Source organism: Shimia sp. Alg240-R146 (genome assembly GCF_947331465.1).
In the GTDB taxonomy this organism is placed as follows: Bacteria; Pseudomonadota; Alphaproteobacteria; order Rhodobacterales; family Rhodobacteraceae; genus Shimia.
The window spans coordinates 163899-184871 of sequence record NZ_CAMZOK010000003.1 but is presented as its reverse complement, the minus strand read 5'-3'; the positions used below and the strand labels follow the sequence as shown (position 1 = coordinate 184871).

20 protein-coding genes and 2 tRNA genes are annotated in these 20973 nt (G+C 57.3%); 13 read left to right on the top strand and 9 right to left on the bottom strand.

Going from position 1 to position 20973, the window contains the following annotated elements; genetic code table 11:
* Nucleotides 1-49 precede the first annotated feature (49 nt).
* A tRNA-Gly gene (locus tag PG871_RS16485) sits at nucleotides 50-124 on the bottom strand.
* A 137-nt stretch (nucleotides 125-261) separates the two neighbouring features.
* Nucleotides 262-336 (bottom strand) — tRNA-Gly (locus tag PG871_RS16480).
* A gap of 132 nt (nucleotides 337-468) precedes the next feature.
* Between PG871_RS16480 and PG871_RS16475 the strand changes: the two genes are divergently transcribed.
* Together PG871_RS16475 and PG871_RS16470 are read left to right on the top strand one after the other, a co-directional pair.
* The gene (locus PG871_RS16475; RefSeq protein ID WP_270731186.1) at nucleotides 469-822 is read left to right on the top strand and encodes a hypothetical protein; all 354 of its coding nucleotides are present in this window, start codon (nucleotides 469-471) and stop codon (nucleotides 820-822) included.
* A gap of 18 nt (nucleotides 823-840) precedes the next feature.
* A complete protein-coding gene (locus tag PG871_RS16470; RefSeq protein ID WP_270731185.1) occupies nucleotides 841-975 on the top strand; it encodes a hypothetical protein in 135 nt (44 codons plus the stop codon).
* Nucleotides 976-1203: 228 nt separating this feature from the next.
* Here the strand turns inward: PG871_RS16470 and PG871_RS16465 are convergent, their stop codons facing one another.
* The 7 genes from PG871_RS16465 to PG871_RS16435 form a co-directional block, all read right to left on the bottom strand.
* A complete protein-coding gene (locus PG871_RS16465; RefSeq protein ID WP_270731184.1) occupies nucleotides 1204-1602 on the bottom strand; it encodes a VOC family protein in 399 nt (132 codons plus the stop codon).
* A 71-nt stretch (nucleotides 1603-1673) separates the two neighbouring features.
* Complete coding sequence (locus tag PG871_RS16460) at nucleotides 1674-1967, bottom strand: hypothetical protein (protein WP_270731182.1); 294 nt, start codon at nucleotides 1965-1967, stop codon at nucleotides 1674-1676.
* Nucleotides 1957-3006, bottom strand: coding sequence for a hypothetical protein (locus PG871_RS16455; RefSeq protein ID WP_270731180.1), 1050 nt, complete (start codon nucleotides 3004-3006; stop codon nucleotides 1957-1959). Before PG871_RS16455 ends, PG871_RS16460 begins: the two co-directional genes overlap by 11 nt.
* A complete protein-coding gene (locus PG871_RS16450) occupies nucleotides 3003-3407 on the bottom strand; it encodes a DUF4383 domain-containing protein (protein ID WP_270731179.1) in 405 nt (134 codons plus the stop codon). Before PG871_RS16450 ends, PG871_RS16455 begins: the two co-directional genes overlap by 4 nt.
* The gene (locus PG871_RS16445) at nucleotides 3404-4891 is read right to left on the bottom strand and encodes an FAD-binding oxidoreductase (RefSeq protein ID WP_270731177.1); all 1488 of its coding nucleotides are present in this window, start codon (nucleotides 4889-4891) and stop codon (nucleotides 3404-3406) included. Before PG871_RS16445 ends, PG871_RS16450 begins: the two co-directional genes overlap by 4 nt.
* A 1-nt stretch (nucleotide 4892) precedes the next feature.
* Entirely contained in the window at nucleotides 4893-5876 is a 984-nt protein-coding gene (locus PG871_RS16440) for an alpha/beta fold hydrolase (RefSeq protein WP_270731176.1), read from the bottom strand.
* A gap of 156 nt (nucleotides 5877-6032) precedes the next feature.
* Nucleotides 6033-7334, bottom strand: coding sequence for an adenylate/guanylate cyclase domain-containing protein (locus PG871_RS16435; protein WP_270731175.1), 1302 nt, complete (start codon nucleotides 7332-7334; stop codon nucleotides 6033-6035).
* A 174-nt stretch (nucleotides 7335-7508) separates the two neighbouring features.
* On the opposite strand from PG871_RS16435, the gene PG871_RS16430 reads away from it, so the two are divergent.
* The 11 genes from PG871_RS16430 (at nucleotide 7509) to PG871_RS16380 (ending at nucleotide 20943) form a co-directional block, all read left to right on the top strand.
* Nucleotides 7509-8057 carry a hypothetical protein gene (locus PG871_RS16430; RefSeq protein WP_270731173.1) on the top strand — a complete coding sequence of 183 codons (549 nt, stop codon included), beginning with the start codon at nucleotides 7509-7511 and terminating at the stop codon, nucleotides 8055-8057.
* A gap of 161 nt (nucleotides 8058-8218) precedes the next feature.
* Nucleotides 8219-8479 carry a hypothetical protein gene (locus PG871_RS16425; protein ID WP_270731172.1) on the top strand — a complete coding sequence of 87 codons (261 nt, stop codon included), beginning with the start codon at nucleotides 8219-8221 and terminating at the stop codon, nucleotides 8477-8479.
* Between the two features lie 433 nt (nucleotides 8480-8912).
* Nucleotides 8913-10319 carry a YfcC family protein gene (locus PG871_RS16420; protein WP_270731171.1) on the top strand — a complete coding sequence of 469 codons (1407 nt, stop codon included), beginning with the start codon at nucleotides 8913-8915 and terminating at the stop codon, nucleotides 10317-10319.
* Nucleotides 10320-10444: 125 nt separating this feature from the next.
* Nucleotides 10445-11656 (top strand): arginine deiminase, encoded by a 1212-nt coding sequence (locus PG871_RS16415; protein ID WP_270731170.1) that lies wholly within the window; start codon nucleotides 10445-10447, stop codon nucleotides 11654-11656.
* 42 nt (nucleotides 11657-11698) lie between these two features.
* Nucleotides 11699-12697, top strand: coding sequence for an ornithine carbamoyltransferase (locus tag PG871_RS16410; RefSeq protein ID WP_270731168.1), 999 nt, complete (start codon nucleotides 11699-11701; stop codon nucleotides 12695-12697).
* 3 nt (nucleotides 12698-12700) lie between these two features.
* The gene (arcC, locus tag PG871_RS16405; RefSeq protein ID WP_270731166.1) at nucleotides 12701-13636 is read left to right on the top strand and encodes a carbamate kinase; all 936 of its coding nucleotides are present in this window, start codon (nucleotides 12701-12703) and stop codon (nucleotides 13634-13636) included.
* Between the two features lie 79 nt (nucleotides 13637-13715).
* On the top strand, nucleotides 13716-16454 hold the full coding sequence (locus PG871_RS16400; protein ID WP_270731165.1) for a cation-translocating P-type ATPase: 2739 nt from the start codon (nucleotides 13716-13718) through the stop codon (nucleotides 16452-16454).
* Between the two features lie 465 nt (nucleotides 16455-16919).
* Nucleotides 16920-17135, top strand: a complete 216-nt coding sequence (locus PG871_RS16395) for a hypothetical protein (protein ID WP_270731163.1) — start codon at nucleotides 16920-16922, stop codon at nucleotides 17133-17135.
* Nucleotides 17136-17273: 138 nt separating this feature from the next.
* Nucleotides 17274-17450: a hypothetical protein gene (locus PG871_RS16390; protein WP_270731162.1), complete on the top strand. Its 177-nt coding sequence runs from the start codon at nucleotides 17274-17276 to the stop codon at nucleotides 17448-17450.
* Nucleotides 17451-17494: 44 nt separating this feature from the next.
* On the top strand, nucleotides 17495-18604 hold the full coding sequence (locus PG871_RS16385) for a helix-turn-helix transcriptional regulator (RefSeq protein WP_270731160.1): 1110 nt from the start codon (nucleotides 17495-17497) through the stop codon (nucleotides 18602-18604).
* Nucleotides 18605-18864: 260 nt separating this feature from the next.
* On the top strand, nucleotides 18865-20943 hold the full coding sequence (locus tag PG871_RS16380; RefSeq protein WP_270731158.1) for an alkaline phosphatase family protein: 2079 nt from the start codon (nucleotides 18865-18867) through the stop codon (nucleotides 20941-20943).
* The last annotated feature ends 30 nt before the right edge of the window (nucleotides 20944-20973 follow it).

The window sequence follows — 20973 nt, the reverse complement described above, 5'->3', positions numbered from 1 at the left end:
AAGGCGCGGAATAAACCGCGCCTTGTTCGGCTTTCCCTGAGAGGGAAATTGGAGCGGGCGATGAGATTCGAACTCACGACCCTAACCTTGGCAAGGTTATGCTCTACCCCTGAGCTACGCCCGCGTCCTTTGGGTGAGGCGGATGTAGCCGCAGAGTGCGCGAGGCGCAAGGGCTAAATGGTGCAATTTTCTCGGTACGGTCAAAAAGCGAAAAGGCGCGGAATAAACCGCGCCTTGTTCGGCTTTCCCTGAGAGGGAAATTGGAGCGGGCGATGAGATTCGAACTCACGACCCTAACCTTGGCAAGGTTATGCTCTACCCCTGAGCTACGCCCGCGTCCTTTGGGTGAGGCGTGAGATATAAAGAGTCGGTCAGGGCTGCAAGTCCAAAATCGGCAAAAACAAAAAAAACTTTGTACGACGGAAATACGCGGAGTAGGCGTTTCAGTATCCAAGGAGAGAATGGACCATGCTCACAAGACGGGCCTTCATAGTGGCCGGACTGGCAATGCCGGTAGCGGCAGCGGCGCATGACGGACACAGCCATTTGCCGCTGACTGTGGCGGCCGAAGGGCGCGTCGCGCGGGGCGGTGGTGTTGTTGTGACACTGACACTGTTCAACACCTCTCAGGCGCCCGTCACGTTGTCTGGTGCTGCGGTTCCGGACGCGGCGCTGACCGCGTTTGAACCGGTGCTGGTATTGTCGGGAAGCGTGATAGAGGCGGAATTACACCTTAGTTTTCAAGGTAATGTGCCGGAAAGATTCTCAATTTTTCTGGATTTCGGAGATAGGGGCAACGGGCGTGTTGCCGTGACGATGTGACGTAAGAGGAGCGGGGCAGTGAGACAGCAACAAAATGTAAAACTTGTGGTTTTGGCGATTGCGATGGCGCTTGGAGTGGTGGCGCAGGCTGAAGCACAGGGTTGGCCCAAGACGCAGTGCGACATGACAGCTACAACAGACGCTGTGCACTGAAGACGCCGATCCGGCTCACGGCCAGATTTCTAATCTCAAGCTGTCCGGTCACCCCGTGCCGAAGCTGGCAACGCACGTACGGATCACCGGTGAGGGCACGCGTTAACTTTGGGGAATCAGCAGAAAACACCTGTCGGCAAAGCGTCGGTATGACGTCGGTATCGCGACGGTGCGGTTTTTGACCCGCCTTGTGATTGCCGCACCGCGCGACGCGTTCACCAAAAAGACTCAGCGGGACAGGCCAGCGGCCTCAAGTTCGTCGATGTGAAAGTCGACGTGCAGGTGATTGCCGTCCGGATCGTGAATATTGACTTGCACTATGGGCACGCCGGGCGGAAAACCCAAAAAGTAGTCGACGTCGTGGTTTTTCAGACCGGTGACAAACGCGGCCAGATCCGTGGCGCGAAACGCGGCGTGTTCAAGCGCGAGATCGCCGTCTGTTTGCGGATTGCCATCAACACCCACCAGATGCACAACGGCGTTGTCCCCCAGATAAAGCCAAGCGCCCGGAAAATCGAAATCCGCGCGAGGGCCGTTGGTCATGTTCAGCACCTGCTCATAAAAGGCGATCATGGCCTCAAGATTGGTGGTGCGGATGTTGGCGTGGTCAAGCGTGTGTACAGGCATGGGGTGACCCTAGGCAGCGAGATGAGGAGGGTCAAGCGATTGATGGTTGCGCTAACGGGCGCGGTTTTTTGTTAGCTGCGTTTGACTGTTCCGCTGCATCCCGGAAGGCCTGCGGGCAGCACCAAGAGCGCGCCGGCCGCGTAGAGGGATTTCACGAAATCCGATCCGGTTGAGGCCACAGTGACGCTGACCAGGCTGCTGTCGATGATCGCCACATCGGGGGCGAGGCTTGGTATCAGACCTGAGGGCGGGAACAGGATCATCTGGGCGGGGGCGCTGTCAGAGACAAAGCCCATGCCGACCAGTACTGCGAGCCAGCCGCAGATCAATATGGGCAGACCTATAGAGAGCTGCCTAATAGTCATGGATATGTTCCAGCCGATGACCGCGCGCGTTCAAATTCCGCAGCGCTTGCGCCAGATCGGGGACTTTGACCATTTGAATATGGCGATAGTCAGTGTGACCTTGGCGCGGCATGACGGAAATGGCGTCCTGTGTTTGTGAAGACGGAGCGATGGTGGTGAACATGATATCATCATTGCCCGCGATTTCGATAAATTGCACGCCGTCCTTGGCCATCTCGGCAAGCAAGTGGGTCAGGGTGCGGTACCGCGGCGTTTGCAGAATTGTTAGGGCATCAGAGCTGCCAACGACTTCGACCGCGTCGTAAGCCGCGAGGTCGCGCCCTTTGGCGTCAACCACCATCCGCAGTGTCAAAGCGTCAGCGCCGACGTTTTCCACGGCTTGGGCGATGACACCGGCGTAAGCTGCCTTGGCGCGATATTCGAGGCCAACTGCCAGTCGGCGTTCGGTGTCGCGAAAGCCTTCGGATGGCGTGGCGGCGAGGGCAGTGGCGTCTTCGCTAAAGTGCCATTTGTACCACGGCACTTGTTGCAGGAATTGCGCATACTCGGCGGCTTGGTGCGCGGTCAGTGTGTCCAGCGCGGCATGGTCTGACCCGCGAATCCATGTTGTTACGCGGCCAAAAGTTTCCTCATAAAGCGCCTTGAGTGCCAATTCGGCGGTGAAGCTTACCCCGATCACATAGACCATTTGTTTGGTGCCGCTATCGACGGGACCAAGATGGGCCGATTGGCGGCTTAGATCACAGAGGGACGACCAAAACCCCCCGATGGCGGAGAAAAAGCCGAAGTCGTGCGGGTCATTGGTGGTGATCACCGTGGCGTAGTCATCATAGGCATGCACGATGTGCCATTCCGGATAGGTCATCAGCGTGCGGGATTCGGGGCGGTGATCCTCGGGTGGCAGGATTGGCGTGTAGGCTGTCGCTGCGGCGTCGCCGCGGCACATGGTTTCCACATAGGCCACCGGCGACAACAGCAGCGCCAGCAAAAGCACGAGGCACAGGCTGCCGCGCAAGGCCCATCGCAACAGGCGTTTCATGCTGTGCGGGCCCGCAAGCCGGCGACAATAGCCAGTCCGCCAAGGCCAAGATGGGGCAGGTTTGCAAGGAAGCGGCCCAGCGAGAGATCGAGACCAAGCGAGGCGTGGGTGAAGATGCCCATGTCGAGGAAACCATAGCCGGTGAACATGCCAAACACGCCGTCCGCCAGATAGGCCGCGCCGAAGAGGATCATGAATGTGCGGGAGGCCTTGTGTGAAATGAGCCCAGCCGCCAGCGCCCAAAGTGCCGAGGCGACGTGCAAGGCGTCGTCATAGGGATCGAGCGCAAAAATGCCAAAGGCCAGCCCGTCGGCGTCGGTGAGACCAGGAATGTAGTTGATCGAGGCCGCAATCATCAAAGCGACGAAATAACCAAGCGCGAGATATTGAAGGCGTGTCATAGGTGCTCCAGATAGCTGTCCCAAAGGTTGTTGCGGAGCAGACCATCGGGATCCAGCTCACGTTTCAGGCGGGCGAATTGCGCGGCTCCGGGGTAGGCGGCGCTCAGTTGGTCCAGACGCGCATGGGGGCGGTAGGGCAAATAATAGGCGCCGCCTGCGGCCACGATGCGGTCGATTAGGGCTTGCGTCATGCGGGCCATGTCGGCCTCGCCGCGTTGGGTGAGTTCCTGACTGAAGGACATCACCGCCGCGATGCGGGGCACGCTGGCGTAGCTGAGCACGCTCTGATCGTCTTGGGCGACATATCGCAGAGTGACGTTCAGAAATTCCTGATAGGAGGCGGGAATGACATCGCGGCAGGCCGCGAGGAAAGCATCAAATTGATCAAAGCCGATGAAGTATTCGTGCAGGATGTCGACACGTTCAGAGGCGCCGTCGTCCAGCGTGACCACTGGTTCGTTGATTAGCGCGTTGCGTGTGGTTTCACCGCTGCCAAGCATCGGGCCAAGCGTGGTCTCATTCCACCAGCGGAAGGATTTGGCCGGCTCGTTACCAAGCTGCGCCCGATAGATGCGGCTGGCGACATGGGACATCCAACCGGAGCCGGTCGCGGCGGGCAGGGCGTCTTGGTCCTCGGTTTCGCGGTAGGTGATCAGCAAAGCTTTGGTGAAGAAGTCGGCGCGTTCGACGTTGAGCCGCCCGTAGGCCATCGTCACGTCGGGATCATTGATGGCGCGCTGAAAGGCGGCGGCATAATCGCTGGCGGCCATTTCCTCAAAGCTGGGCACAAGGCGGGTGTTGCGGGCGGCTTCGACCTCCAGATCGATGATCACGCCGATCAGGCCGTAGCCGCCCATCGCAAGGTTGAAGAGGTCGCTGTTTTCGGATGGCGAGCAGGTCACGAGATCACCAGAAGGCAGCACCATGCGCAGGGATTTCACGGTGGACCCCATCGGACCTTTGGGCACGGGCCAGCCGTGGGCGTTGACCGAAAAGGTGGCGGCAACGCCGAAATCGTTGTTGGACTGCATCACCATGGGCGACAGGCCCGCGGGATCCAGCGCGGCGATGACCTGCGACCAGCGGGCGCCGGCGTGGGCGCGGTAGGTTTGGGCTAGGCTGTCGATCTCGACCAGACCGTTGTCAAAGGTGATCGCGGTGCCGTCGCGCGGAATCGCTTGGGCGCCCATCGAGTGGCGTGCGGCGCCGACGTTCAGGGGGCGGTTTGCGGATTTGGCCTCGGAGAGTTCCTCCCGGATGGCATTGATCAGGGCCGCGTCCGGATCCTGGGACAGGATGATGTGTTTGTGGACCGGCGTTTGCGAAAGCTCGCTGGCGTCGTTCATGATTTGCGGGCCGCTGGCGGGAACAATACGGGCGGTGCCGTCATTGACGGGCAGATTGGGCCGCAGTTTTTGGGCGGCAATCCAGCCGGCGGCGCCGCCAAGACCGGCGAGAAAGGTTCTTCGGGCAAGGGTTTTCACGTTATGTCTCCTGCGTCATCTGTCTTAGTACATCCAGAAGCGCCTGCCAAAAGACTTCGGGGGCTTCGATTTGCGGGATATGCCCGACGTCCGGCAAGATCGTGAGCGCTGCGCCTTGGGTGGCGGCTTGCAGGTCGTGGGCTTGGGACAGCGGGGTGATGGTGTCGGTTTCACCCCAGATCAGCGCCAATGGCAGCGGCAGGGCCTGCCAAGGTTCCGGGCGCGTACTGTGGGCGTTGAGCGGCGTGGCAAACAGCTGCGGCAGCCAGTCTGCGGCGGCGGCGGTGTAGCCTTTTCTGCTGAGCGGCGCTTTGAGAGTTTGCACCACATCAGGGGTGGCCGCGTCTTTCACCGACATGAAATTGCGCAGAAAGAGCCGGGTCAAAAGCGGGTTGGACAGGGTGGCCGAGGTGAGAAGGCGACGCAGGCCTGCGGAGCGCAACCAGATTGGGTTTGTTTTGGGCGCGAGATGGCTGTTGAGCGCGATGGCGCCATCGACAACCACAAAGCCGTCAAACAAATCGGGGCGCTTCATCACCGCCTCCGCGAGCGGACCGGCACCGACTGAATGGCCAATGGCGATGGGTCTTGTGTCGAGCGCCTGAACCAGCGCGATGATGCGTTCGGCCTGACGTGGGCGGCTGTAATCGCCATCGGCGGCGGGATGCGAGAAGCCAAAGGGAGGCAGATCGTAGGCGATCGCGTGAAACCCCTGTGAGGCCATATGATCCAGTGTTGGAAGCCAAAGGCCGGACCAAGCGGCAGTGCCATGTGCAAACAGGAGCGGCGTGCCCGCACTTGGGCCACGTTCGATGACAAAGATTGACCCTTCGGACGTGGACACAGCGCGTCCGGATACGGGTGGCAAAACCGTCAGCGCGTTGGTTTCCCGAGCCTGAGCCGCGAGACGGAACAAGCCAAGCGCCACCATGGTCAAAAGCAGGGGCGCCACAATGGTCGCCAGAAAAATGGTGCGTGGTTTCAAAGGGTTCGCCTCCTGAAGTTGTCAACACCTAGGAGGCCTCGCAGATGCGTGCAAGTAAGGTATATCGGTACTTGAAACGTGACAGCAACTGATGGGCGCGTGTAGATCAATGGGCTCGCCATTGGTCGGCGGCAGCCACAATCAGAGGCGTAGCGGTCACGGATCTGGGGTGACGGGGTCTTTGCCAAACAGCCGGACGGGGTCGGCACTACCGCGCAGTACGGTTGTGCCAAAGTCGTGCCAGCCGGTTGGGGGTAGGGCGGCGGCCTTAAACACCGGTTCAGAGGCCACAATGTGCAAATCTTGTTGTTTGGCCAGCCCTTCAATGCGGGATGCTTCGTTCACGACGCTGCCAAATACACCAAATTCCAGATGACGGTCGCCGCCGATGGCACCCGCGATCACAGGTCCGGTGTGTATGCAGATCACCACGTCTACCGGATGCTCGCCGCAGGCGGCGCGTTCGTTTGACCACGTGGCGATGGCTGTGCTGAGTTCGGTGGCAGCCTTGAGCGCGTTGAGAGCGGCGACGTCGACAGGATCGTTCAGGCCAAACACCAAAAGCGCACCGTCGCCGATAAATTTGTCCACCACGCCCCCGTGGGTCTGTGTGCTAGACAGAACGAATTCCCGAAACCCGCTCAGTAATTTCGTGGTGTTACGCGGGCCGATTTTTTCAGATTGGGCGGTGAAGCCGCGAATGTCGACGAACATCACCACCACATCCACCGAGCGGCCCTGTTGCAGCTGGTGCAGACGTTGATCGCTGAGGTCGCCGCGCAACTCGGACGGAAGGAACCGGGAGGTGTTGCGGCTTTGCTCGGATTTGTGGGCGATGTCGTGCACCATTAGCCGGGTGCGCCAGACCGCCACGATACAGACGACGCCGATCATGGCCACGATCACCAATCGGGCGATGTTGGGCTGACTTTCGTAGTTTTCTATCAGATAAGCTTCGTCCAGAGGAGACAGCAATATGTCGGCGTCCACGAGGGTCAAGGTGAACAGCCCTATCAACAGGCACAACGTCAGGGCAATCTGAAGACGCAGGCGAACCCGGAACAATTGGGACACAAATACCAGAATGGCGAAGAATGACGCGGGCGAGGCCAGTGCAATCGATGGGTTGGTGCCGCGGATGTCTGAAGTGAAATACATGTTGCCCAAAACCAGCAACACATCGGCCATGCCAAACACCCAAGGCATCCAGGGTTTGAACAAACCGGCACGCACCACAGTGATCGAGGCCACCCCGATCAGGAAATAGGTTGTCATTATAGTGACCGACAAAATGACCGCGGATTGGTCCATGATGGACGGCAGTTCTGTGCGTCGCACGAAGAAAGCCATGAAGGCCAACAAAACTGCGGCCACGGCAACGCGGGTTACGCCAATGAGTTGCTCTGCCTGAGCATCCGCGCGCTCAAGAGATCGATCCGCGTAGGAGGCTGACGACATTTCTTTCCTCTGAATTTGCGGCCTGAAGGTAACACGCTTGGCTGCAACTGCAATGTGCGCTCACTGGGCAGGGCAGGGTGTGTTTGTTTCCAAGTCCACATGCCTTTTTCATTGCATTTTACCACTGAATTGCTAGAATTTGCCTCGCAAAGCCACGGCAACAGGAGCGCCAGCATGCCCTCGACAAAAGCCATCAATTTGAGAATTGAGCACGAGTACGAACAGTTGGTGCGGGATGCGTTTGCACGAATTCGCAATGGTGGTCCCGGGTTTCGCAAGGCGTTGCGAGCGCTGATTGATGATGAAAACGCCGCCGCCTATGTCCCGGCGCATGAGGTTCATGCCCGTTTCGGAGAGTTGGAGCGTTTGGTTCACAAAGCGTCGATAGATGGTGGCGCGGGCGTGATGCCTGAGCACATTGAAGAGAAAATGCACGCTCTGGAAGCTCAAATGCAGGCCGCACTTGAGGATGCCAATGATCGGTTTGTGGCGGCTCCCGAGGTCTTGTCGCGGTTCGCGCGTATCGAGAAGCGGCTTGGCATGGCGGGTGAAGAGAGCGAGGCCTATATCCCGGCCAAGGAACTTGATGACCGGTTCGCGACAATTGAAGCCTCGATTGGTGCGCGCGAAGGTGATTCTCTGGAACAGTTCCTGCCAGCGACGGAGATCCGGGCGATGTTTGGTGAAATAGAGCAGCGGTTGCGGAAGCTGGAAGGGGCATAAAGCCCCGCACCAGAATCGAATTCGTAGAAGGCGCCCTTGTGGCGCCTTTTTGACGTCTGCACACGTTCCCGTTAGCTGCGCTTGCAAATTGCAATCAATTTACATACTATTGGTGTGTGATTTAAGGCAAGGACCCGCCGTTCTAGATGGAGCGAAGCAACATGACCGCCACGCAGGGGAAGACAAAGGCCGTAAATCTGCGGATTGAAGAGCAGTTTGAGGGGCTTTTGCGTCAATCCGTTGGCGGGATCCGAAAAGGTGGCCCGGAATTCAGGAAATCGTTGCAAGAACTGCTGGATTCGTTGAAAGCGGAGAACCCGACGCCAAGTGAAGGGCTGCAATGTCGGTTGCTGGATCTGGAGCGGCGGATTCTTGCCGTGGAGCAAAAGTGTCTGGTGCGCAGTGACGGTCTTGATTTGTAAGGATCTTTTCAAACTCACTTGATCTGGATCAAATTTCTATTGAAATGAGCATCTTAGGGCGCTTAAGCTTGCTCTATTATTTTCCGTTTTTTTGGTGTTGACGCATTGGATGAGTGGGCGATGTGCCTATATGGGTGTTAACAGACACTTAACTTTCGCACACTCTTGGCAGATTGGTCACAGAAATACGCGCTAGCTTTGCCTGTTGAGGCTTCGACATTCTGACGAAGCGGATAAACATAGTTAAATCAAAGAAGTAGGCCCGATTTGAGTGATCGGCGTCTTATAGCCTATGAGGCTTGCGTTGCTTGCAATCAAAATGCTAGCAAAATGATGTGAAAATACAATCGAAATACTTGCAATTGCGTTGCAGGCACATTAACTCCGCTGTCGAAACGCAATCGAACTCAAAAGTTTTCCCAAGGAGGGGACAATGACCAAGTTCAAATTCCCCACAGCATTCACAATCCTGTTTGTGCTTATTGCTGTGGTCGCCGCACTGACATGGATCGTGCCGGCGGGTGAGTACGCTCGTGAAATGAGCGAAGAAATGGGACGCATGGCACCAGTGCCCGGGTCCTACGCAGGTGTCGAAGCAAGCCCTCAGGGCATTGTGGATGTCATCCTGGCGCCGTTCCAAGGCTTCTACGCTGCTATCGACGTTTCGCTTTTCGTGTTGATCATCGGGGGCTTCCTGATGGTGGTTACGAAAACCGGTGCAATTGATGCAGGAATCGGCGGACTGCTGGCCAAACTGAAAGGCCGGGAGCAGTGGATGATCCCGATCATGATGATCGCGTTCGCCGCTGGTGGTACCTCGTATGGTATGGCCGAAGAATCGTTGGCCTTCTACGCCTTGCTGATCCCCGTGTTCATTCGCGCCGGTTATGACTCGCTGACCGCTGTGGCTGTTATCATGCTGGGTGCCGGAATCGGTACTTTGGGCTCTACCTTCAACCCGTTCGCAACCGTAATCGCATCTGACGGTGCAGGCATTGCGTTCACCGACGGTCTGATGCTGCGCGTTGCGATCCTCGGCACAAGCTTGCTGGCCGGTATCATCTTTGTCATGCGCTATGCTGCCAAAGTGAAAGCCGATCCGTCCGCTTCGCTGATTGCGAGCCGTACCGAAGAGAACCGCGCGCACTTCCTGTCCGACGCTGACGATGGCGCGATGCCAGAGCTGACCGGTGTTCGTAAGCTGATCCTGGCCCTGTTTGGCCTGAGCTTTGCGATCATGATCTATGGCGTTGTGTCTCTGGACTGGTGGATGGACGAAATGTCCGGCCTGTTCCTGGTGATGTCGATCGTTGTTTGGTTTGTTGGCAAATTCGCTGAAGAAACCCGCATGGACGAAGGCACCTTTGTGGAAACCTTTGTTGACGGTGCCCGTGACCTTCTCGGCGTTGCTCTGATCATCGGTGTTGCGCGTGGTGTGGTTGTCATCATGGATGCCGGTAAAATCACCGACACCATTCTGTTCTCTGCAGAGGGTATGATCTCTGGCCTGTCCGAATTTATGTTCATCAACGTGATGTTCGGTATCCAGTTCCTGATGTCCTTCCTCGTGCCGTCTTCCTCCGGTCTTGCTGCTCTCAGCATGCCTGTGATGGCGCCGCTGGCAGATTTTGCTGGTGTGGGTCGTGAACTGGTTGTGACCGCGTACCAATCTGCAAACGGCCTGGTGAACTTGTTCAACCCGACCTTCGCAGTTGTGATGGGTGGCCTGGCCATCGGCCGCGTGCCTTACGATCGCTGGCTCCGGTTTGTCGGTCCGCTGGTTCTGATCCTGGCAGTGATCATCGCCGTATTCCTGAGTGTTGGCGCAATCACAAGCTAACGCCAAGCTCAACGGCCCTTGGGTGGGGCCACGGTCCCACCCATTCAATTCCCTTAGTACTCCCCAGTCACCGTTCGTATTTTTTGTCGGTGGCGTAACAAGAAATCTTTCGAAAGGATGAAATAATGACATTTGGTGTGCATTCCGAAGTTGGTAAACTTCGCAAAGTCATGGTGTCACGTCCCTCTCTGGCGCACGACCGTCTGACCCCAGGCAATTGTCACGAGCTGCTGTTTGACGACGTTCTTTGGGTTGAACAAGCCCGTCGCGACCACGCCGACTTTGTAACCAAAATGCGTGAACGTGGCACAGAAGTGTATGACGTACAGGACCTGTTGGCGGAAGCGTTCGACCACAGCGACGATGCAAAAGACTTTGTGTTGGACCGTATCATCACTCCAAACAACATCGGTCCAGGCGTTGCCAAAACTCTGCACCCATGGCTGAAAGACAAGTCCGGCAAAGACCTGGCGCGTCAACTTCTGGGTGGCGTCATCATCGATGACATCCCCGAAGACGAGATGACACATTTCCTCAAGTCTGAGTTGCCTCGCAGCGAGTTTCTGGTGCCAGCCGTACCAAATGCTCTGTTCCAGCGTGACCCGTCTTGCTGGATCTATGGCGGCGTAACAGTCAACCCAATGTACTGGCCTGCGCGTCAGCCGGAAACTCTGTTCCAGCGCGCTGTATATAACTTCCACCCAATGTTCACCGAAGCAGAATTCGAATTCTGGTGGGGCAACGATGACCAAAACTTCCAGCGCGCCAGCGTTGAAGGTGGAGACGTCATGCCAATCGGCAACGGCACTGTTTTGATCGGTATGGGCGAACGCACCACCCGTCAGGCATTTTCGCAAGTGGCGCAGGCCCTTCTTGAAAAAGGTGGCGCTGAGCGTGTTGTTGCATGCTTGATGCCAAAATCGCGCGCCGCGATGCACCTAGACACCGTGTTCAGCTGCCTTGACGTGGACAAGGTAACCGCCTTCCACGAAGTTTGCTCCGAAATCCAGTGCTTCTCGGCATACAAAGACGGCCGCGTTGTAAAGGAAAAAGGCGATCTGTTCGACGTCTACAAAGACGCAATGGGTCTGGACAAGCTTCAGGTGATCGGCACAGGCGGCAACGAATTCCAAGCCGAGCGCGAACAGTGGGACGACGGTAACAACGTTGTGGCACTCGAGCCCGGTGTGGTCGTTGGCTACAACCGCAACACCTTTACCAACAAACTACTGGAAGACGCTGGCGTCGAAGTGATCGGCATCAATGGCCAAGAGCTTGGCCGCGGTCGCGGGGGCGGACACTGCATGACCTGCCCGCTGGAACGTGACGCCGTCTAATTCAAATCAAACCAAATACACACATTCAAAGGAACCAATACCATGGCTTTTAATCTTCGCGGTCGCAGCTACCTGAAAATTGCTGACTTCACCCAGCGCGAAATGCTCTTCCTGCTGGACCTCGCACGTGATCTGAAGCGGGCCAAATATGCCCGCGCCGAGCAGCAGGCCCTGACAGGCAAAAACATCTGTCTGATCTTTGAAAAAACCTCGACTCGCACCCGTTGTGCTTTCGAAGTCGCTGCATACGATCAAGGCGCCAACGTCACGTATCTTGACCCCGCCGGCAGCCAGATCGGCCACAAAGAGTCGATGAAAGACACCGCGCGCGTTTTGGGCCGGATGTTTGACGCGATCGAATACCGCGGCTCTTCGCAGGAACTGGTGAAAGAACTGTCAGATTACTCGGGCGTTCCGGTCTACAACGGTCTGACCGATGACTGGCACCCAACACAGATGCTGGCCGACATGCTGACCATGATGGAGCACGCCGACAAGCCACGCAGCCAGATTGCTTATGCTTATGTGGGTGATGCTCGCAACAACATGGGTAACTCCCTGCTGATCCTCGGCGCCATGATGGGCTGTGACGTGCGGATCATCGCACCGAAAGAACTGCAGAACGAAGACAACATCCAGAAAATGGCGCAGGATATCGCTGCTGAAACTGGTGCGCGCATCACCATCACGGATGATGTGAACGCGGTTGACGGCGTCGACTTCATCCACACAGACGTTTGGGTCTCCATGGGCGAGCCAGCCGAAGTCTGGAAAGATCGCATCGAACTGCTGATGCCTTACCAGGTGAACGCAGACCTGATGGCGAAAGCCAACAACGCCAACGTCAAGTTCATGCACTGCCTGCCTGCGTTCCACAACACGGAAACCAAAGTGGGTCAGGACATCGCTGACAAATTTGGCGTGACCGAGCTGGAAGTGACTGAAGAAGTGTTCGAAAGCCCCAAAAACATCGCGTTTGAGCAGGCCGAGAACCGTATGCACACCATCAAAGCGATCCTCGTCGCTACTTTGGGAGCATAAATCATGCGTGTTGTCGTCGCCCTTGGTGGCAACGCGCTTCTTCGCCGTGGGCAAGCTCTCACGGCGGAGAACCAGCGCGAGAATGTGCGGATTGCGGCAGAGAGCCTCGCCCCCCTCGCACAGGAACATGAACTGGTCGTAACCCACGGCAATGGCCCGCAGGTTGGTTTGTTAGCACTTCAGGAAGCTGCTTATACCGAAGTGGACGAATACCCACTGGACGTGTTGGTTGGCGAAACGATGGGCATGATCGGCTATATGATCGAACAGGAGATGGGCAACCTTTTGCCGTTCGAAAAGCCGCTCGCCACTGTTCTGACCATGGTCGAAGTGGATCCGAAAGATCCCGCATTTGAAGATCCGACCAAATTCATAGGACCGGTTTATTCGGAAGAAGAAGCCAAGAAAAACGCCGATGAAAAAGGCTGGGCGATCAAGCCGGATGGCGACAAATGGCGCCGCGTGGTTCCATCGCCAGCACCCAAGCGGATTTTCCAGGTGCGTCCAATCAAATGGATGCTGGATCAAGGCGCGGTTGTGATTGCGGCCGGCGGTGGTGGTATCCCCACCATGTATGACCGCGAAGGTCACCTGACTGGCGTAGAATGCGTGATCGACAAAGACAACTGCTCTGCGATGTTGTCGACCGAGATTGATGCCGACGTGTTTGTGGTCGCCACCGATGTCGAAGCTGTGTTCCTCGATTGGGGTACTGCGGATCAGAAAGCGATCCGCGAAGCCACGCCTGACATGATGGACGAGTTCGGGTTCCCCGGCGGCTCCATGGGTCCGAAAGTCAAAGCAGCTCAGGACTTTGCCCGCGCCAGCGGCAAACGTGCCATCATCTGCGCATTGAAAGACGTGCAGGCGGCTTTGCGCGGAGAAACAGGCACTACTGTGTCTGAATCCGTGACAGAGTTGAAGCTTGTCGCCAGCTGATTATTTGAAAATTGAATGGTCTCCCGGTTAGCCGGGAGGCCATACCAAAACTCCCCAATTTCCGTTCTGGAGAATTTCGATGAACGATTCAGCCACAAATCAAAAACAAGACCTCAGCGGCAGTTTAGCGCCCTGGACAAAAGCTCCGCAGGAGGTGGCCGAAACACTCGCCAGTGATCCAAAGACCGGTCTGTCCACGCAGGCAGCCACTCGGAAGCTTGCAGAAGTCGGCCCAAACCGTCTTGCAGACACCAAAGGCGTTTCCCCAATTTTGCTGTTTATCGAACAGTTCAAAAGCCCGCTGCTTATCATTCTGATGATCGGTGCGGCGATTTCATTTTATACCCAGCATTATGTGGATGCGGTCGCCATTGCCGTTATCGTCATCCTGAATGCTCTGATCAGCTTCATGCAGGAATTCCGCGCCGCGCAATCGCTGGCCGCACTCAAGGAAATGTCCGCGCCGTTGGCGTTTGTGAAGCGTGACGGCAACTGGGTGGAAATCCCTGCCGCGGACATCGTGCCCGGTGATCTGATGCGCTTTAAGGCAGGCGACATCATCGCCGCCGACGTGCGCTTTACCGAAGCGGCGCGACTGGCCGTTGATGAAGCCGCGCTGACCGGAGAATCCGAGCCAGTCGACAAGCATACGCTGCCGATTGACGACGAGAAAATCGTGCTGGCCGACCGCCTGAACATGGGCTTTATGAGCACAAAAGTGACCAACGGCACCGGTGAGGGCATCGCCACAGGCACCGGCATGGCGACCGAAGTGGGCCATATCGCGCACCTGATGGCGACCGCTGAAGACCCCAAAACGCCGCTGCAAATCCGCATCGAGAAACTCTCCAAAGTGCTGATCGCGGCTGCGCTGGGCGTTGTGGCGATTGTGATTGGTATCGGCATCTTCCAGGGCATGGATGTGACCGAAATGCTGAACACCGCGATTTCGCTTTCGGTGGCTGCCATTCCTGAAGGTCTGCCAACTGTTGTGACCATCGTTCTGACCCTCGGGTCGCAGCGGATGGTGGCCAACAATGCGCTGGCCCGCAAACTGTCTTCGGTTGAAACGCTGGGCACGACTTCGGTCATCTGCTCGGACAAAACCGGCACCCTGACGCAGAACCAGATGCAGGTGATGCGCACATGGGCCGGTGGCAAGACCTGGGACGTGAGCGGCGAAGGCTTTGACCCCAACGGTGAATTCGTCGATGCGGACGGCAACGTGGCCGACATCCGCAAGGAATTCGACCTGCGCCAGATGCTCAACATCTCTGCCTATTGCAACGACGCCGAGTTGATCACCAAAGACGGTCGTCCTGCGGTGCAGGGCAACCCGACCGAAGGTGCGCTTGTCGTGGCTGCGGCCAAGGTTGGCCTGTCGCGTGCGCGTTTGCAGGAACGCAAAGTGCAAACGATGGAAGCCTTCCCGTTTGACAGCACTCGCAAGATGATGAGCGTGCACACAAAATTGCCAAATGGTGAGAACTTCCTCATCGCTAAGGGTGCGCCTGATGTGATCCTGAAGCGCGCTAAAGGTGTTTGGTTGAACGGCGAGTTGCACGAGCTGACCGACGAGATCCGCGCTCAGGTCGAGGGCGTGATCGAGGACTTTGGCGGCCGCGCGTTGCGTACGTTGGCGATTGCCTTCCGTCAGACTGACGATGGGACGTTTGATCCGGAAGATCCGGAGCAGAACATCATTCTGATCGGTATCCATGGCATCATGGACCCACCGCGCCCTGAAGTGCGAGGCGCCGTGGAAGATGCTACTTCGGCTGGTATCCGTACGGTGATGATCACTGGCGACCACGCGGTCACCGCCCAAGCGATTGCTGAGCAAATCGGCATCAAAACCCGCGACGACCAGACCGTGCACACAGGCGTTGAACTCGACGCGATGAGCGACAAGGACCTCGAAGGTATCGTTCCTAATGCGGCTGTGTTTGCCCGTGTGACACCGGAACACAAGTTGCGGATCGTGAAGGCGATGCAAAACACCGGCGAAGTGGCCGCAATGACAGGTGACGGCGTGAACGACGCGCCAGCGCTGCGGACCGCGGACATCGGTGTGGCCATGGGCATTGCCGGCACCTCGGTGGCGAAAGACAGTGCCGCGTTGGTGCTGTTGGACGACAACTTCTCGACCATCGTGAAAGCGGTGAAAGAGGGTCGTCGGATCTATGACAACCTGCTGAAGTTCGTGCGTCAGGCGTTGACCGCAAACGTGGCCGAGGTGTCGACGATCCTCTTTGCGTTCATGTTGATGGGTGCCGATCCGCTGATGCCGCTGACGCCGCTGATGATCCTTTGGGTGAACCTGGTTTCGGATGGTATCCCTGCTCTGGCGCTTGGCTTTGAGAAAGCCGACGACGATATCATGGAGCGCAAACCAAGGGCAAAAGACGAAGACATCTTTGCTGGTGGTTTGAAAGAGCGGATCTTGGTGCGCGGCCTTGCGGTTGGCTTTGTCAGCTATCTCGCGTTCAAGGAAGGTCTGAGCCTTGGTCTTAGTCTTGAAACCGCGCAAACAATGGCCTTTGTGACCATCATGTTTGCCCAGCTGTGGCACGTGTTTGACGCTCGCACCAATACATCGCTGTTCCGCAAGTCGCCGTTTGGCAACCCGAAACTGCTGATGGCTGTGGCTCTGTCGCTGGCGCTGTCTGCAATCGCGGTCTTCACCCCACTGGGGCACTTCGTTCTAGGCACCACAAGCCTGTCCGTATACCTCCTGCTGGGCTGTGCCTTTGTGGCTGCGTTGCCGACGTTCCTGCTGTCGGGTGCCAAGGAAGTCTTTGGCTGGAAGTGGCTCTAAGTCCTTCCGGGATACATTTGGAAAAGGGGCGGTCGCAGCAGCGGCCGCCCTTTTTCGTTCCGTCCGTCACGGCTGGGTTTTGGCGGTTTTCGCAGCCGTTAAATCGAGAGGGCGATTCGCCGGAACCCACCCGATCTCGATCATCGCCTTTGGATTTACGCTGACGTTTTCGCTGCAAGAAGCCGGCCTTGTCCAAGGCCGTGCGCCGGGCGGATAAATTCGTCTTTAAAATTCATTTGGTTAGCCGTGGAGCGGCCCATGTGGCGCCGCCGGGCGGCAGTGTGATTGAGGGGCGCAATCATGATGGGTGCGACTTGCAATCAAAGACCTTGATAAAAGCGTTAACAAATGGTAACTTGCAATCAGTATGCAATTGATGGTCGCCGCAGGATGTGGTGATCGAAGTGAAGAGAGGCTTGCGTTTGTCCTGACTGGAGGGGCGTTTGCGAGTGGGAAGAGGCCAACATGCAAAGAGATAAAACATTTCATGGTCACGGAGCGCGTGGCTTTGGCGGAGCTGAGGAAGAGGTGTTGAGCCGGTCCTTTGGCTTTGAAGAGCGCAGCCATTTGGCCACGAATGGTGGCGAGGCCAGCGCAATCTGTGACCGTCTGGCGCAGGATTTTCGTGCCCATTTTCATTCAGAAGAAGGAGAGCGTCTGTCGGCATTGCTGTCCTTCTAAAACTGATCGGCCTGCGAAACCGATCGGTCGAAAGCCTGAGGCGGATCTCCCTCATCCGTCTTGGGTTTCCAAATTCACACAAGTCGCATTTTCGGGTCGCTGCGTCGGGTGTGCTTCACAGCAGATAGGTCAATATCCATGAAGATTGTTGTCTCTTTGGGTACCAACGCCCTCCTTCAGCGCGATCAGAAAATGACCGCTGACAACCAAAAAGCCAGTGTGCGCAAGGCCGCCGAAGCCTTGGCTGCGCTGGCACGCGAACAACATTTTGCAAAAAGACCGAGTGACCGAACGAGCATGACCCAATGGAAGTAAACGGACTGGCCGGTTCACCAAATGCTTGACGGAAGGAAAAGACGATGACCGTGCAATGTAGTGGCGCCGAGCGTTCTGAAGCGTTCCTGCTGGCAGCAATGTCACGGGCTGGAGCGAGCCCGCGCGACATGGCGCATATCAAGCTGAGCTTCTCGGACCGTTTGGCGCGGACGCGGGGCGGGCGTGATCTTGACTGGGCGGATCGGCAGGCGATGTGGGTCCACGCGGCCTGTGATGCTACGGAAAACACCACATTTGCTGCGCGGATTGGGCTCGCGCTGCGGCGGGATGGAAACCTGGTCGAGTATATCGGACGCACCGCGCGCGATCTGAGGTCTGCGATTGAGAGCACGGCGCGTTTGCACAGGTTGGACAGCCCTGCGCTGAGCTGGTCGTTGCAAGAGTCAGAAGACGAGGCGCGCATGGTTTTTGTCTGGCGCGATGCAAAACACCTTGCGGACCACCGGCTTGTGGAATTCGCAGTGTTCACAGCGCTTGCGCGTATCAGGGCGGCGACGCAGTCCGTTGTGGCGCCTATCGAAATCCGGTTTACGCACCGTGTGGCAGACGATGCCGAGCGGTATCGCCAAGTGGCGGCCTGTCCGGTGGTGTTTGGCAGCGACGAGATCGCCTTGGTGTTTTCGCTGACTGCCATTGATACACCGATCCCCACACACGATCCTGATCTGCTGGCGCATTTGACGGGATACGGCCAACTGCTGTTGGCGGAAGAAGGCCCCGTACCGAACCCTTTGCGGGCACGCGTGGAAAACGTGCTGACCGAAGCCTTGCCAAATCACATGCCAGCGGTCGAGAAAGTTGCCGAAGAACTGGGCATGAGCACGCGCACTTTGCACCGCAGATTGCTGCGGGAAGGCGTCAGTTTCCGCGACATTGTTGGCGAGTTGCGCAACAATCTGGCCAAATCCCTGATCAAGGACGAGGTCCGCATCAGCGAGATTGCCTATGCGCTGGGATATTCGGACCAAGCGTCCTTTGCGACGGCATTCCGCCGCTGGAACGGGATGTCCCCGCGCCAATTCCGGGTCACCTGTGAGGAGCAGCGCGCGGCAAATCCATGTGACGTGGCGGTGCGGCCGGCGGCGCAGAAAGACAGCACGATCTTGCAAATGCCAGTGCGGCGTTTTGGTTGACTGCTTGGTGTAATTTACCTGCGTCATCTCCACTAAGCTGAACGTTTGTCCAGGGGTTCGTTGCAATTGATACGGCGAACCAAAAATCCGTCGCGTGGCCAGCAATGATCTGCGCTCTGGACTGGAGCCCAAAGCCCGGTGGGGCTGTGTTGGGTCAGCTTACCCATGGGTTGAATGTTAAAAAAAGATTTAATCAGGGGTTGATTTAAGGTGAGATCTTGCCGCACCTTTAACGCGAAGATTTAGCGAAAATGTATTTTATGCGTGTCCTTGAGCACGCAGAGGAGGCCCGCGTGCGGCACGCGTTTGAGCGGATACTCGTTGTGATGATGGAGAACCAATACCGCAATTATGTGTTGGCAGATCCGTTCATGGAAAAGCTCGCGCGGGCGGGGATGTCTCTGAGCAATTCGTTTGGGTGTTTTCACCCGTCGCAGACCAACTATGTGGCGGCGTTGGCCGGGCAGTTATGTGATGTGACAAATGACGACGCACCCACTGCGGCGTTGCCACAGGCGAACCTTGTCGATCTTTTGGAAAACAAGGGTGTGAGTTGGAAAGCCTATATGGAGGCGTTGCCGCAGCAGGCGTGGAACCCCGTTTGGGCGGACCCGACCTATCCGGCGCCCGAAGCGCCGCTTGAGCAGTACCCCAACACGAATGACGCATTGGCGCGATATTTTCGCAAACACAACGCGTTTGCGTCGTTTCAGTCGGTGCAGTCGCAACCTGACCGTTGGGCAAAGATTGTAGATGAGGCGGCTTTTTGGGAGGACGTCGAAGGCGGCGATTTGCCGGACTATGCGTGGTTCACGCCGGACATCTGGAACGACGGTCATTACCTTTACAACACCCATTTTGACACCAATCCGCGTACGCGGCTTGTGCCGCAATTGTCGGCCTGGCTGGAGTTCGTGTTTTTCGGCAATCCCGGAGTGGAGAACGTCCAAGGCGCGGCGGGATCGAGGCTGAGCAATATCGGGCTTGATCTGGATGTAGATATGTTGCTGAGCGATCCGGCGGCAGCATGGAAAGCATCACGGGTTCCGCCCGGCACTTTGATCATGGTTACGTTTGACGAGGCGGATTACGACGCAGTTGGATATGACACCAATTACGACGGGCCCAACCAGATCTACTCGGTCCTGTTGGGGGACATGATCACACCGGGCAGCACGTGGGATCGGCCGTTCAACCACTACAGCCTGCTGCGCACGGTTGAGGAAAACTTTAATCTTGGCACGCTGAAGACCAACGATCGCGGTGCGGGGTGGGTGCGGTCGTTGTGGGGACAGTCGTTTGACTGGTCGGCACCACAAGAGACTGGGCTTGAGCTGGGCAATGAGGCGGAAGCGGCGCTGTGCCATGGGGTGCCATGTCTGGTGACCGATACGCCTGACGACGGGCCCTTGACGTTGTCGCGACTTGAAGACGGCGCCTGGAGCGCGGCAGAGCCGATTGGATTGCCCACGTTTGGGGGCGCGATCTGCCTTGGGTCAGACGCCCATGGCTTGATGATGGTTGCGCAGACAAAGGACGACAGATTTGTGTTTAGTCGGTCCAAAGACGGCTGTGATTGGGTGGACTGGCAAACTTTGCCCGACGAGATGCGGGGCAGCAATCCCGCGCTGCTTGGCTATTGCGATGTCGGTGACAGTGATCGGCGCAAGATGATGATGGGTTGGCAGGATGCCCACGGGTTCATTCAAAGCGCAGTGTTTGACGGAGAGCGCTGGGGTGCGGCAGTTGCGGTTGGGCAGTTGTCGGACGGGCCAATGGCGCTGGGCCAGTTGGGGGCGTCATTGTTCCTTGTTTACAAGGAGCGCAACACGCAGGCGATGCGCGTGACGTCTTATAACCTTGCCGATTTCAACGCGTTGCAGGCGAAGGATTTCCAAGGCAACCCGGCGCCTGACAACGACACCACGCAATACACCTGGACGATTGCGGATTTTGCTGTTGGGAATTTCGCCAAGAAACTGGCTGCGGTGGCACATGAATATCTGGCGGATGGCAAGCTGACGCTGGCCACGATGGAAGGCGAACTGCATTTGGTGCATCGCGGCGCATATCCAGACACGCCGCAGGCCTATGACGCGGTTTTTGGGCTGACCGGCGTTCTGTCCACAGCATCAGCAAAATCAAACGGGTTTGGCACTCTGGATCAGGCGGGGTGGACGCGGGAAGCCGAAGTTCCGGGCGCTGTACTGCCAGAAGGCGGTCAGCACGCGCTTTGCGAAGATGGTGCGGGCGGGATGGTGATGGTCTGGCGCGATGCCAGCAGCAAGGTCGTGAAGTGGACCCGTGCAGGATATCAGGCACGGTCCAAAAAATCATAAAAGACAATTTCAACAGAGAGTTAGAGGGTA